Consider the following 13,583-nt stretch of genomic DNA (forward strand, 5'->3'; position numbering starts at 1 on the left):
GGCAAAGGTGCCCGTCGGCAGCAATGATCGGCTGGCTGAGCTCTACGGCACCACGCTGAAGGGCAACGACATCAATTTCCGCATTTTCAGCCCGAATGCCCAGAAAGAACTCAACGCCGTGATGCCTCCCCAGCTCAATGGCGCATGGGGCGCATTGTGTTCACATGCCGCCACCCAGGAACAGCTCATGGAGACTGGCGTCAACGCGAACGGCCACAATTGGCGGCCCTTCCAGTACGCGGTGACTGAGAGCGGTGCGCCCCCACTCAGCGGCGATGCGAAGTCCAAAGAATATGAGGCGGCCTCGCTGGCGGAACTTTCTCACGGGGGATCCTGCGCCGTCATCCAGTCACCGGACACATCTGCTGCCACCAAAACCAGCGTCGCCTCCGTGGGCCACTACCTGGGCAACTCGACTCTGGAAGCCACGGTGTACGTGAGGTAGCCTCCCGGCTCCGGATCGGACGCCCCCTGGGGAACTGTGGGGGGGGTAGAGCCCGCCTTCGGGCTGACTGCGGCTCAGTCGATGCCGTGCGTTTGACGGATACCCCAGCCGTGCGCGCCGGACACACGAACGGGCGGCCACCAGAACCCCGGTGACCACCCGCCGTCGTACGCGGTAAAGCTCAGGAATCGCGGATCAGGCGCCGACCTCCTCGATGGCCTTGGCGAAGATCCGTAGGCCCTCGCGCAGCAGGTCGAAGTCGATCACGAGCGGCGGCAGCAGACGCACGTTGTTGCCGAACGTGCCACACGTGAGGATGACGACGCCCTGCTCGAGGCACTTGGCCGCGATCTGCTTGGCGGCGTCCGCGTTGGGTTCCTTGGAGCCGGGCTTCACGAACTCGAGCGCCATCATGGCGCCGCGCCCACGCAGCTCGCCCACGATGGGGGAGGACTCTGCCCGGGAGCCGAGCTCATCCTTGATGATCTTCTCGATCTCGAGGGCACGGTCCGCGAGGTTCCAGTCCTCGATGGTCTCGATCGCGCCGAGAGCGGCCGCGCACGCGACGGGGTTACCGCCGTAGGTGCCGCCCAGGCCGCCACCGTGCACCACGTTCACGAGCTCCGCGCGGCCCACCACGCCGGACAGCGGCATACCGCCGGCGATGCCCTTGGCGAAGGTCACGAGGTCCGGCTCGACACCCTCGTACTCGGAGGAGAACCACTTGCCCGTGCGGGCCACGCCGGCCTGGACCTCGTCTGCGACGAAGACCGCGCCGTTGTCCTTGCACCACTGCGACAGGGCGGGCAGGAAGCCCGGGGCCGGGACGATGAACCCGCCCTCACCCTGGATGGGCTCGATCACGATCGCGGCCACGTTCTCCGCACCCACCTGCTTCTCCACGAGGGACAGGGCGTGCTTGGCGGCGTCCTCGCCCGTCATGCCCTCCGGATCGCGGAAGGGGTAGGACATGGGAACGCGGTACACCTCGTTGGCGAACGGCCCGAATCCCTGCTTGTACGGCATGACCTTGGAGGTCATGGCCAGGGTCAGGTTGGTGCGGCCGTGGTAGGCGTGGTCGAAGACCACGACCGCGTTGCGCTTGGTGTGCATGCGCGCGATCTTCACGGCGTTCTCCACGGCCTCCGAACCGGAGTTGAACAGCGCGGCGCGCTTGTCGAAGGCCCCAGGGGTCAGGGACGCGATCTTCTCGGCGACCTCCACGTACCCCTCGTAGGGGGTCACCATGAAGCACGTATGGGTGAACTTGCCCACGGCCTCGCGCACCTTCTCCACAACCTTGGGCGCGGTGGCGCCAACGGAGGTCACGGCGATGCCGGAGCCCAGGTCGATGAGCTGGTTGCCGTCCGCGTCCTTGATGATGCCGCCGTCGAGCTCGTCCGCGTAGACGGGCACGGAGGAGGCGACGCCGGCCGCGACCGCCTTCTCCCGCCGCGCCGCGAGTTCCTGCGACTTGGGGCCCGGGAGGGCGGTCTTCAGATCGCGCTTCTGCTCGAGCCGGTATTCGATGTCAGCCATGTTCGGTTGCCCTTTCACTACAGCGGCACGGGGACGCGAAAACTCGATAATCGGATCTGCCCCGGAAAGCCCCGGTGATCCGGGGCTCCAGCCGGGGCGGGTCCGTGTGCGGCCGGTGCCGGGAGTTCGGACCCTCGTGGGGCCCTCCTCCCGTCAGACGGGCGCGGGCGTGCTCAGGCCCAGGGCGAGGGCATGCCCATGTACTGCACGGTGGTGTACTCCTCGATGCCCTCGGCGCCGCCCTCGCGGCCCAGGCCCGATTCCTTGACGCCGCCGAACGGCGCCGCGGCGTTGGAGATCACTCCCACGTTCATGCCCAGTAGGCCGTACTCGATGCGGTCGCCGATGCGCAGGGCACGCGAGATGTCCTCGGTGAACACGTAGGACGCCAGGCCGTACTCGGTGGCGTTGGCCAGGCGGACGGCGTCGTCCTCGTCCTTGAACGTGATCACGGGGGCCACGGGGCCGAAGATCTCCTCCTTGAACACGCGGCACTGCTCGGTCACACCGGTCAGCAGGGTGGGCTCGAAGAAGTACCCCGGCCCGTCCACGGCCTTGCCGCCCACGACGGCCTCGGCGCCGTTGTCGAGCGCGTCCTGGACGAATTCGGCGACGCTGTCGCGGGCCTTCTTCTCGACCAGGGGACCCACGGTGGTGTCCTCCTCGAGACCGTTGCCGGGCTTGAGGGCGTCGAGCTTCTCCGCGAACTTCTTGGAGAACTCGTCCGCGACGGACTCGTGCACCAGGAAGCGGTTGGCTGCGGTGCACGCCTCACCCATGTTGCGCATCTTGGCGGCCATGGCGCCATCCACGGCCTTGTCCAGGTCCGCGTCCTCGAACACGATGAACGGGCCGTTGCCGCCCAGTTCCATGGAGGTACGCAGCACGCGGTCTGCAGCGGTCTTCATGAGCTGCTTGCCCACCGGGGTGGAGCCCGTGAAGGAGATCTTGCGCAGCCGGGGATCCTCCATGATGGGCCCGGAGACGTTGGACGCGGACGCGGAGGACACCACGTTGAGCACACCCGCGGGGATGCCGGCCTCGATCATGAGCTTCGCGAAGAACTGTGAGGTCAGCGGGGTCAGGCGCGCGGGCTTGAGGATCATGGTGCACCCGGCGGCCACCGCGGGGGCCACCTTGCGGGTGGCCATGGCCAGCGGAAAGTTCCACGGGGTGATCAGCAGACACGGGCCCACGGGCTTGTGGGACACGATCATCTTGAGGTTGCCCTCGGGGGTGTCCACGTAGCGGCCGTAGTGACGCACGGCTTCCTCGGAGAACCAACGCAGGAACTCGCCGCCGTAGACGACCTCACCCTGGGACTCCTTGAACGGCTTGCCCATCTCCAGGGTCATCAGCAGTGCGAGATCGTCCTTGTGCTCCTGGACGAGGTCGAACGTCCTGCGTAGGATCTCGGAACGCTCGCGAGCGCTCGTGCGGGCCCAGGACTCCTGGGCGTTCGCGGCGGCGTCCATGGCCGCGCGCGAGTCCTCCTCGGTCGCGGAGGCCAGCGTGGCCAGCACCTCGCCGGTCGCGGGATTCTCGACGTCGAACGTCCCGCCGTCGGAGGCATCTCGCCACTCGCCGTTGATCAGGAGGCCCTTGGGTGTGGCCTCGAGGACTTCTGAAACCCGGTCTTTGATGCTCATCTGGTTCCTTTCTGGGAACTCCACTCGGCGTGGTCCGGTGCAGTCTCGAACTCGTGGGACATAGCTCCCTTCCTCCATGGTATGCCCGGCCGCAACGGTGCGATCAGCGGCTGCGGGTTCGTGACTCGCTCACTGCCACGAGCCGCTCCTCGGCGTCCGCGCCGGGGGCGATCCCGCGCGGGATGCGCAGCATGAAGATCAGCCCCAGGACCCACCACAGCGCGAAGATCACGTAGGGGGCGGTGCCCAACCCCGCGGGCATCCCGGGCAGGTACAGCACAGCGAGTCCCAGGCAAAGCACTACGGACAGCACACCGATCACCACACCGCCGTGGTGCTTCCCGCCGATCCGGTAGGGCCGCTCCATCTCCGGTTCGCGGCGTCGCAGGATCACGAACACGATCGACACCAGCAGGTACGCCACCACGATCGAGGGCGAGCCGGAGTCCACGAGCCAGCCGAGCATCTCGGTGCCGAAGAACGGGGCGATGAAGGACAGCGCCCCCACGAACAGCAGGGCATTGGAGGGGGTCCCGTACTTGGGGTGCAGCTTGGCGAACCAGCGGGGCAGCATCCGGGAGTTGCCCAGGGCCCAGAGCAGACGTGAGGCACCCATGAGCAGGGAGTTCCAGGACGTGAGGATCCCGGCCAGGCCACCGGCAAGCAGCACGTTGGCCATGGCGCCCGAGGTGAAGAGGTTGCCGAACGCGTCCGCCACGGCGATGTCCGCGTTCGCGAGGTCATGTGCGGACATCGCCGAGGACGTGGTGAGGATGACCATCACGTACCACGCGGTCGCTATCAGCACGGAGATGACGATCGTGCCGCCCAGTTTCTTGGGCGGCAGGTGCATCTCCTCGGAGACCTGCGGGATCACGTCGAAGCCCACGAACAGGAACGGGACCACCACGAGCACCAGGGAGAACCCGGAGACACCGTTGTGGAAGAAGGGCTCCATGTTCTGTTCCGAGCCGCGCGTGAACGCGCCGAAGACCATCATGAGTCCCACGATCGCCAGGAAGATGATCACGAAGACCTGCACCGTGGACGCCTGCTTCACACCGCGTAGGTTGATCCACGTGATCACCACGGCGCTGAGCGCACCCACGAGCGCCCACGTGAGGTTCACCTCGAATCCGGCGATCGTCCACAGCGGGACGTGGCTGAGGTTCGGGAAGATGTACTCCACGGTGCGAGGTACGGCCACGGCCTCGAACGCCACGATCGTGATGTACCCGACCGTGATCGCCCACGAGCCGATGAATGCCCACCTGGCACCCATGCCCCGCAGCAGGTAGTTGTGCTCACCGCCCGCGGCGGGCATCGCGGCCACGAGTTCGCCGTACACCAGGCCCACCACGGCCATGATCGCCCCGCCGGCCACCATAGCGAGCACCGCGCCCATGGTCCCGGCGTCGTTCAGCCAGCCTCCCGTGAGGACCACCCAGCCGAAGCCGATCATGGCCCCCACGCCCAGGGCGATGGCGTCCAGCCGCCCCAGGACCTTCTTGAACCCTGCGCCGTGCTCCGGGAGATGGCGTTCGTGTGTCATGCATGCCGTCCTGGGATGTCGAGGATGTAGAGGTTGTTGCGCTCCATTGTCCGCGCGGACGGCGCCCCCGGGGCTTGTGTGCGAGTTCGTGTCATCGACAGCGGGCGGAGGACGACGGCGCTGGGCCCCCTTGGCCGCGGAAGCAGCGGCGTCGTGGGCATCAGGTCCCGGCAGAGAGGGGAATGACGGCGCGGGGTGGGGGGTAGGTGTCATGAAGTCTCGCCCTCGGTGAACGCTATGTCGTGAGAGTGTGGCGGGGCATACGCTCACAGCATGGCTTACGCAACAATCAACCCTGCAACGGGTGAGACCCTCAAGAAGTTCGACACCGCCACGGATCAGGAGATCAAGGACGCCGTCCAGCGTTCCGCCAAGGAGTACTCCTCCTGGCGCAATGTCCCGGTGGCCGAGCGCGCTCAGCTGATGCACAAGATGGCGGAGCTGTACCGCGAGCGTCAGGACGAGCTCGCCGCGATCCTCACGGAGGAGATGGGCAAGCCGGCCGCGCAGGCCGCGGGCGAGGTCCAGATCGTCGCCGCGATCTACGACTACTACGCGGACAACGCGGAGGAGTTCATGAAGGGCCGCAGCCTGACACCCTCCACCGGGGGAGAGGCCCGTGTGGTCCTGGACTCCACGGGTGTCCTGCTGGGCATCATGCCGTGGAACTTCCCGTACTACCAGGTGGCCCGTTTCGCGGCCCCCAACGTGATGCTGGGCAACACCATCCTGCTCAAGCACGCCGGTAACGTCCCGCAGTCCGCGCTGGTGCAGGAAGAGCTGTTCCACGAGGCGGGCTTCCCCGAGGACGTCTACATCAACGTGTTCGCGTCCAGCGACCAGATCGCGGAGATCATCATCCCGGACCCCGCCGTCCAGGGTGTGTCCCTCACGGGCTCCGAGCGTGCGGGTGCCTCCGTGGCCGCGACCGCCGGCAAGAACCTCAAGAAGGTTGTGCTGGAGTTGGGCGGTTCGGACCCCTTCATCGTGCTCGACGATAAGAACGTGGAACGCACCGTTAAGCAGGCCGTGAATGGGCGCATGAACAACAACGGCCAGGCGTGCACCAACGCCAAGCGGTTCATCGTGCTCGAGGACGCGTACGAGACCTTCGTGGAGAACTTCGCGCAGGCCGTGCAGGGGATCACCCCGAGCGATCCCACGGACGAGAAGACCTTCCTGGGCCCGCTGTGCACCGTGTCCGCGCGTGACGAGATCATGGAGCAGGTCCAGGACGCCGTGGACAAGGGTGCCACGGTGCTGGCCGGCGGCAAGAAGCTGGACAAGCCCGGTGCTTGGATGGAGGCCACGCTGCTCGCGGACGTGACCCCCGAGATGCGCGCCTACGCCGAGGAGATCTTCGGCCCGGTAGCTGTGGTCTACAAGGTCAAGGACGTGGACGAGGCCATCGAGCTGGCCAACTCCTCCTCGTTCGGTCTGGGCGGTTCCGTGTTCGGCGCCGACGAGGCCGAGGCCCTGGAGGTCGCCAAGCGTGTGGACTCCGGCATGGTGTTCGTCAACGAGGTCACCGGCACCGCTCCGGACCTGCCCTTCGGCGGCGTCAAGCGCTCCGGTGTGGGCCGTGAGCTCGGCCCGTTCGGCATCGAGGAGTTCGCCAACAAGAAGCTGCTGCATACCCCCAAGAAGTAATTCCCGCACGGCCGGGTTCCACATCCGGGACCCGGCCCTGTACGACGACGCCGCCCCCGCACCGAGAAGGTGCGGGGGCGACGTCGTACCGGGAGAAGGCGGACCCTAGTGCCGCAGGTCCTTGGCCTTGGTCTCGGGCAGGATGGAGGCGACCACGGTGGAGACCACCAGCAGCAGGCACACGTGCAGCGAGAACATGCCCGCCGAGTACTGCGTGCTGATCCAGTTCTGAAGGTACGGGGCGGGGCCGCCGAAGATGGCCACGGCTACCGCGTACGGGAAGGCCACGCCCACGGTGCGTACGCTCGTGGCGGGCAGGAACAGGGAGAGGAACATCTGGCCCACCATGGCGTTGAGCGGGAAGAACAGCAGCAGCGGCACCAGATTGCCGATGATCAGCGACGGACGCCGGCCCCAGATGTCGGAGAGCTTGCCCCACAACGGCAGGGAATGATCAGGACCACGTTGGCCAACAGGCTCGCCTGCAGGGCGGTGGCCTGGGGGTTGAAGATCTCACGCGCGCAGTAGATGGAGAACGTTGCGTAGATGCTTCAGTCGTACCACTCGAGTGCGTTGCCGATACCGGTGTGGATGAGTGTTTTCCTGGAGGAGACCGCCGGGCCGCCGAGGTTGGTCTCGGTGGCTATCTCAGAGGAAGCAGCGGGAGTAGACATGTCGTGCATCCTGAGAGGTGAGGGCGGGTCAGATCAGCCCTGTCAAGTCGTCACCGCGGGTAACAGCCATGCAGCGTGCTAGCCGCTCTGCATGATGTGATACAAATAGCCAACTGTATGACATAAATTTCTACAATTTTGGGTCGCTTGAATCGATCTTATTTCAACTCGGGTGTCCGAACGTCTCGGTTACGACTTGGCACCGGACGGTCCTCGCACTCATCATGGGGCGTTGGGAGCCGCGGTCGGGCCCGGGAGTACGTCCGTCCCACGGGTCGCATGCCGCCATCCTGGGACGGCTGAGCGGCACCGCCCGCGCCGCCACCCCGGCGCCACCCGTGCCACGAGCCCAGGAAACAGAGGACCCATGCTGAGCAACGGCCACATCAAGAGCGAGCTCTCCCCCCAGGATCAGGAACTGATCAGTTTGCTGCAGTGGGCGCCGCGCATCACGTGGGGGGAGGCGGCCGAGATCCTGGGCGCGCACGCCACCACGCTCGCCGGCCGGTGGGAGAAGCTGGAACGTTCGGGCATCGCGTGGATCACGGCGCAGGTCAACCTCTCGGACACCCGCAACCAGCTCAGCTTCATCGAGATCTCGTGCGATCCGGGAGGCTGGGCTCACGTGGTGGACACCTTCACCGCGATGCCCGAGGTAATCTCCGTGGAGGCGTTCGCGCCGTCCCCGGACCTGGGGTTGACCGTGCTCAGTCACGACCTGGAATCGCTGTCCCGTTTCGTGGAGGAACAGATCTCGCAGGTGCCGGGCGTGGCCAAGGTGCAGCTCATGCTCTCGTCACGCCTGCACCGAGCGGGCGACAAGTGGCGACTGGACCAGCTCAGCGACGAGCAGCGCGCCGCGGCCCAGGCGTGGACCTCCGCCGAACAGGCCGCCCTGCCCACCTCAACCACCGCGCTCGGGGAGGACCAGCGCCCGGTGATCGAGGCCCTCATGCGTGACGGCCGCGCGAGCGCCGCGGAGATCGCCCGCAGCACGGGGCTGCACCCGGCTACGGCCCGGCGCTACCTGCAGAAGGTCCTGGCCTCCGGGCTGTTGAGTATTCGCTGCGACCTGGTGCAGGGGCTCTCGTCCTCCCCCGTGACCGCGCAGTGGTTCATGCGTTTGAATGCTTATCGGCACGAGGACGCGGCCGAGGCACTCGCGAAGGACCCACGCACCCGCGTGGTCTCCTCCATCACGGGGCGCTCCAACATGATGGTGGTCATGTGGCTCTCCTCCGTGGGGGAGATCATCGAGGCCGAGCAGGCCATCCAGAGTCTCGTCTCGGACGTGGAGATCCAGGAATCGGTGATCTCCCTGCGCCCGCTCAAGCGCATGGGCTGGGTCCTGGGGAACGAACGTAACGCCACCAGGACCTTCGTGGCCCCGCACCTGCACTTGAGCTGAGCGCGCGGTCGGTCTGCGCGGTCGCGGGGTACGACGCCGCAGGGTCACCCGCCCGGACGACGTCGCCCGGAGACGCACGCGGGCGACGTCGCCCGTGGGACGTGCGTGAGCGTCGTCGTTGTGCCCCGCGCTGTCAGTTCGCGCGCTGGTAGCGGATCTGGGCGCCCACCACGGTGGCCTCGACCACGGTGTCCTTCACGCCCTCGGCGTCCTCGGAGAAGATGTCGCGGTCCACGCTCACGAAGTCCGCGAGCATCCCCGGGGCCAGGCAGCCCTTGAGGTTCTCCTCGTAGGACGCGCGGGCCACCGCGTGGGTGTAGTAGTACACGGTCTCCGCGCGCGGGAGCCGCTCGTGGGGCTGCCACCCGCCCTCGGGCGCGCCGTCCCGTGTGCGGGTGATGGCCGCGTGGATGCCCTGGAACGGGTTGGGGTCCTCTACGGGGCCGTCGGAACCGAACACGAGCTCGGCGCCGGCCTCGCGCAGACTGTTCCACCCGTAGGCTACGAGGTCGCGCTCGGACAGGAAGTCGTTCATGGGGATGTCCGCCGTGCAGTGCATGGGCTGCATGGACGCGGTGACTCCCAGCTTACGGAACCGGGGGACGTCCGAGCGCTTCATGTACTGGGCGTGCTCCACGCGCTGGCGCAGGCCGAAGACCCGGGCGATCGACTGACTCTTGGCGAACGCGTCCAGCACCTCCGTGGTGGCCTGGTCACCGATCGCGTGGACGGCCGTGGCGATCCCGGCGGACGCCGCCAGACCGATCCAGTGCTCGAGCTCGTGCGGGGACGTGACCGTCATGCCGTGGTTCTCGGTGCCCGGCCACGCCTCGGACATGTGGCACGTGTGCGAGCCCAGGGCGCCGTCCGCGAAGAGCTTGAGCGGGCCGATCGAGATCCACTCGTCCCCGGAGGCCGTGCGGATCCCGCGCCGGATGGCGTCGTGGACCTGTTCCTGGTGCAGCACCTTGTGGATGCGGATGTCCAGCTCGCCGCGTTCGCGCAGCTTCTGGTACGCGTACAGGCAGTCCGCGCCGTCGATGTCGTGGATGGATGTGATGCCCCGCTTGAGCAGCTCACGCTGACCCAGGGGCAGGTAGTCGTCGATGTTGCCGGAGACGTCCGACTGCATGAGCCCGTCCCGGATGGGGATGGCCGCGGCCTCCCGGATCACGCCGGTGAGCTCACCGTGCTCGTCCCGCACGAACTCGCCGCCGTCAGGGTCCTTGACGTTCCGGTCCAGGCCCAGCTCCCGCAGCGCCTTGGAGTTCAACCACAGGGTGTGCCAGTCCAGGGACCCCAGGGCCACGGGGATGTCCGGGGCCACGGTGTCCAGCGCGTGGCGGTCCGGCAGCTCGGGGACGTCCCACGCGTTGACGTTCCACTGCCCGCCGAAGATCCACGTGATGGACTCGTCCGCCATGCCTCGCTCCACGAACGGGCGTAGCACCTCGAGCGCGGACTCCAGGGACGTGCAGTGGCGCATGTCCGGCTCGATGAGGGAGCGGAAGTACATGGCCGAGTGGATGTGGCCGTCGCCCATGCCCGGGAGCACGTAGGTGCCGCCGAGATCGGTACGTTCGGTGCCGAGCGGCGCGAGGTCCTTGAGCCGCTGGTAGTCGCCCACGGCCACGATGCGGTCGTCGGAGGTCAGGATGGCGTCCGGATGGGGCATGTCGTGGGAGTGCCACTGGGCCTGGGGAGTCCATCCGGTGGCCGGATTCATGGCGTGCACCGTGGCGTTGTGGAAGAGGCGGAACATGGAACGGGCTCCTAACGGCCGGCCCCGGCGCCGACACAGTTGTGTGATGGTGCGCCGACCCCCGCGACGGCGCCCCCACGAAGCGGAGTGCAAGGATCGGGCAACCGCAGTCCTCGATCCATCAGTCTAGGTCGCAGCGGATACGGCCCGGCAGAACGACGGCGCCGGGCCTCAGAATTGTTGACACCGGCGCCGTGGCGTTCGGGCGAACCGATCAGGCGTTCATGGCCTTCTTCAGGGTGGTGGTGAAGATCTCCACACCCTTGCGGATCTCGCCATCGGCGGGGTGGCAGAAGGACATGCGCACCTCGTACTCACCGCGGCAGTCCGTGGAGAACGCGGTGCCCGGGACGAACACCACGCCCTTGTCGATGCCCTCCATGCACAGGTCGGAGGAGTCCACGTCCTGCGGCAGGGTGATCCACGAGTAGAAGCCGCCCTCGGGGCGGGTCCAGGTCACACCGTCGGGCATGTGCTAGTCGAACGCGTCCATCAGGGTCTGGGCCCATTTGCCGTACAGCACGCGGTACTCGTCCAGCACGGAACGCCAGTCGTACTTCTCGAGGCACCCGGCGACCACTTCCTGAGCGAAGGCCGAGGGACTGAGCACAGGGGCCTCGCTCTGCAGACACAGGATCGTGGCGAGCGAATCGGGGGCCACGGTCCAGCCCACGCGCAGACCCGGCGTGAACATCTTGGACGCCGAGCCCAGGTAGACCACGTTCTCGTCGTCCGCGCGCATGGCACGGGCAGTCTGACCCTCGAAGCCCAGCAGGCGATAGGGGTTGTCCTCCGCGATCAGCACGGGGTGCGCGGCGCGGACCTCACAGATCCGGTCGCGGCGCTGCTGCGGCATCATGGTCCCGCCCGCGTTCTGGAAACTCGGGATGGTGTACAGGAACTTGATGCCCCGGTCCTGGGACTCGAGCTCCTCGATGGTCTCCTCGAGTTCGTCCGGGGTCAGCCCCTCGTGGTCGATCGCCACGTGGACGACCTCCGCCTGGGCGCCCGCGAACACGGCCATGGCGCCCGAGTAGGAAGGCGCTTCCGCGAGGATGACGTACCCCCGGATCGATCATCACGCGGGCGAGGGTGTCCAGACCGTTCTGGGAACCGGTGGTCACGAGCGCGTTCTCACGCGTGAACGCCACGCTGTACGCGTGCGCCCGCTCGCTGCGCAACCTCGCGGCCCACGGTCAGGCGCGCGGCGTGTCCTTCAAGCTGCCCGACGTTCCCGTGACCAACTACGTGTGCCTCGCGTTCCTGATCCTGCTGAGCCTGTACATCATGTTCGACATGACCAACCCGCACTGGTACTACAGCCTCATCGCGGGCATCGTGATCCTCGTGGGCACCGACATCGGCTACGAGATCTCCACGCGTCACGTGGCCAAGCACGGCCTGTCCGAGCTGGGGCGCTCGCACCCGTCCGAGCACGACAGGACCGGCACCGACGTGCGCTGAGCGACGTCGCCCGCGGCACCCCGCGCCGTCGGCGCTGAACACCGCGCCCTGCCGCTATGGTGGGGGTCCGAGTGAACTGAGCAGTCGAACGACGAGGGACGCCATGGACAACGTGAACAACTTGCCGTCCGCCACCGTGGACGAGATCCCGGCGGGCGCACCCATCCTGGACGTGCGCGAACAGAACGAGTGGGATGCCGGGCACATCGACGGTGCCCAGCACCTGCCGCTGTCGCAGCTCGCGGAGCGCACGGACGAGGTCCCGCTGGATCAGGACGTCTACGTGATCTGCCGTTCCGGCGGCCGCTCGCTGCGCGCCACCGCGTACCTCGCGCAGTACGGGTACGACCCCGTCAACGTGGTGGGCGGCATGGGCGCGTGGGCGGACGCGGAGAAGCCCATCGTGTCCGAGACCGGGGAAACGGCGCGCGTTCTGTGAACGCAGCACTGTCCGGCGTGGCCTCGGGTCCTGTGGACCCGGGGCCATGCGCTCGTGAGTACGCCTTCCTGGGCCCCGAGGGCACGTTCACCGAGGCGGCACTGAGGCAGGTCCCGGGGGTCGACGACGCCGCGTGCACCCCCATGAGCTCCGTCCCGGCCGCGCTCGCGGCCGTTCGAGAGGAACGTGTGGACGCCGCCGTGGTGCCTATCGAGAACTCGGTGGAGGGCGGCGTGACCGCCACGCTCGACGACGTCTCCTTCGGTGCCGAACTGCGGATCCTGCGCGAGATCCTGGTGCCCATCCAGTTCGTCCTCGTGGCCCCGCCGGGCGTGCGCCTGTCCGACGTCCACGCCGTGGCGACCCACAGTCACGCCTGGGCGCAGATCCGCGGCTGGGTCGAACAGAACCTCCCAGGCGTGAGCTACGTCCCCGCGTCCTCCACGGCGGCCTCGGCCATGGACATGTTGGACGGCACGGGCGGGGTGAGCACCGAGGGCCTGGGCTACGACGCCGGCGTGTGTTCCCCCGTGGTCGTGCAGCGCCACCCCGAGCTGAACGTGCTGGCCGAGGACATCGGGGACAACGAGCACGCGGTCACGCGTTTCGTGCTCGTGGCCCGCCCAGATGCACCCATGCCCGAGCCCACCGGGGCGGACAAGACGTCCCTGGTGATCCCGCTGTGGGAGGACCGTCCCGGGGCGCTGCTGGAGATCCTCGAGCAGTTCGCCACGCGCGGGGTCAACCTGACCCGCATCGAGTCCCGCCCCACGGGCACCCACCTGGGCGACTACTTCTTCTCGGTGGACATCGACGGCCACATCCGGGAGGACCGGGTCTCCGAAGCCCTCATGGGTGTGCGCCGGATCTGCCCCCGCACCCGATTCCTCGGGTCCTACCCCCGCGCCGACGGGCGCGCGGTCCACGTGGCCAAGCACTACAGCGACGCCGCCTTCATCCAGGCCCGTTCATGGGTCAACAACCTGAAAGGACATTGACGT

14 protein-coding genes are annotated in these 13,583 nt (G+C 67.5%); 6 read left to right on the forward strand and 8 right to left on the reverse strand.

The genetic code is table 11. The features are described from left to right. Nucleotides 1-445 (forward strand): hypothetical protein (locus tag Q9R22_RS10160; RefSeq protein WP_311254188.1); only part of this gene is annotated, 445 nt, incomplete at its 5' end. Nucleotides 446-640: 195 nt separating this feature from the next. Here Q9R22_RS10160 and gabT read toward each other — a convergent pair. The 3 genes from gabT to Q9R22_RS10175 form a co-directional block, all read right to left on the reverse strand. Continuing rightward, nucleotides 641-1,984, reverse strand: a complete 1,344-nt coding sequence (gene gabT / locus Q9R22_RS10165) for a 4-aminobutyrate--2-oxoglutarate transaminase (protein WP_131333435.1) — start codon at nt 1,982-1,984, stop codon at nt 641-643. Between the two features lie 173 nt (nt 1,985-2,157). Further along, nucleotides 2,158-3,633, reverse strand: a complete 1,476-nt coding sequence (locus tag Q9R22_RS10170; protein ID WP_131333434.1) for an NAD-dependent succinate-semialdehyde dehydrogenase — start codon at nt 3,631-3,633, stop codon at nt 2,158-2,160. A gap of 103 nt (nt 3,634-3,736) precedes the next feature. Beyond that, nucleotides 3,737-5,185 (reverse strand): APC family permease, encoded by a 1,449-nt coding sequence (locus tag Q9R22_RS10175; RefSeq protein WP_131333433.1) that lies wholly within the window; start codon nt 5,183-5,185, stop codon nt 3,737-3,739. Nucleotides 5,186-5,458: 273 nt separating this feature from the next. Here Q9R22_RS10175 and Q9R22_RS10180 point away from each other — a divergent pair, with 273 nt between their 5' ends. Continuing rightward, entirely contained in the window at nt 5,459-6,835 is a 1,377-nt protein-coding gene (locus Q9R22_RS10180; protein ID WP_131333432.1) for an NAD-dependent succinate-semialdehyde dehydrogenase, read from the forward strand. Between the two features lie 105 nt (nt 6,836-6,940). Here the strand turns inward: Q9R22_RS10180 and Q9R22_RS10185 are convergent, their stop codons facing one another. Together Q9R22_RS10185 and Q9R22_RS10190 are read right to left on the reverse strand one after the other, a co-directional pair. After that, entirely contained in the window at nt 6,941-7,276 is a 336-nt protein-coding gene (locus Q9R22_RS10185) for a hypothetical protein (RefSeq protein WP_131333431.1), read from the reverse strand. 110 nt (nt 7,277-7,386) lie between these two features. Beyond that, nucleotides 7,387-7,509 (reverse strand): hypothetical protein, encoded by a 123-nt coding sequence (locus tag Q9R22_RS10190; protein ID WP_276401447.1) that lies wholly within the window; start codon nt 7,507-7,509, stop codon nt 7,387-7,389. 367 nt (nt 7,510-7,876) lie between these two features. Between Q9R22_RS10190 and Q9R22_RS10195 the strand changes: the two genes are divergently transcribed. After that, complete coding sequence (locus Q9R22_RS10195) at nt 7,877-8,917, forward strand: Lrp/AsnC family transcriptional regulator (RefSeq protein ID WP_131333430.1); 1,041 nt, start codon at nt 7,877-7,879, stop codon at nt 8,915-8,917. Nucleotides 8,918-9,050: 133 nt separating this feature from the next. Here Q9R22_RS10195 and Q9R22_RS10200 read toward each other — a convergent pair whose 3' ends face one another. From Q9R22_RS10200 to Q9R22_RS10210, 3 genes are all read right to left on the reverse strand, one after another. After that, a complete protein-coding gene (locus Q9R22_RS10200; protein ID WP_131333429.1) occupies nt 9,051-10,679 on the reverse strand; it encodes an amidohydrolase in 1,629 nt (542 codons plus the stop codon). Nucleotides 10,680-10,893: 214 nt separating this feature from the next. After that, nucleotides 10,894-11,139 carry a hypothetical protein gene (locus Q9R22_RS10205; RefSeq protein WP_131333428.1) on the reverse strand — a complete coding sequence of 82 codons (246 nt, stop codon included), beginning with the start codon at nt 11,137-11,139 and terminating at the stop codon, nt 10,894-10,896. A 15-nt stretch (nt 11,140-11,154) separates the two neighbouring features. Continuing rightward, nucleotides 11,155-11,703 (reverse strand): aminotransferase class I/II-fold pyridoxal phosphate-dependent enzyme, encoded by a 549-nt coding sequence (locus tag Q9R22_RS10210; RefSeq protein WP_131333427.1) that lies wholly within the window; start codon nt 11,701-11,703, stop codon nt 11,155-11,157. A 68-nt stretch (nt 11,704-11,771) separates the two neighbouring features. On the opposite strand from Q9R22_RS10210, the gene Q9R22_RS10215 reads away from it, so the two are divergent. From Q9R22_RS10215 to pheA, 3 genes are all read left to right on the forward strand, one after another. Continuing rightward, complete coding sequence (locus tag Q9R22_RS10215; RefSeq protein WP_242670482.1) at nt 11,772-12,143, forward strand: hypothetical protein; 372 nt, start codon at nt 11,772-11,774, stop codon at nt 12,141-12,143. A 103-nt stretch (nt 12,144-12,246) separates the two neighbouring features. Beyond that, the gene (locus Q9R22_RS10220) at nt 12,247-12,582 is read left to right on the forward strand and encodes a rhodanese-like domain-containing protein (RefSeq protein WP_098054231.1); all 336 of its coding nucleotides are present in this window, start codon (nt 12,247-12,249) and stop codon (nt 12,580-12,582) included. Beyond that, on the forward strand, nt 12,579-13,580 hold the full coding sequence (gene pheA, locus Q9R22_RS10225; protein WP_131333426.1) for a prephenate dehydratase: 1,002 nt from the start codon (nt 12,579-12,581) through the stop codon (nt 13,578-13,580). The genes Q9R22_RS10220 and pheA overlap by 4 nt, the downstream gene beginning before the upstream one ends. The last annotated feature ends 3 nt before the right edge of the window (nt 13,581-13,583 follow it).

It is taken from the genome of Kocuria sp. PD6, from assembly GCF_031844145.1.
Lineage (GTDB): Bacteria > Actinomycetota > Actinomycetes > Actinomycetales > Micrococcaceae > Kocuria > Kocuria marina.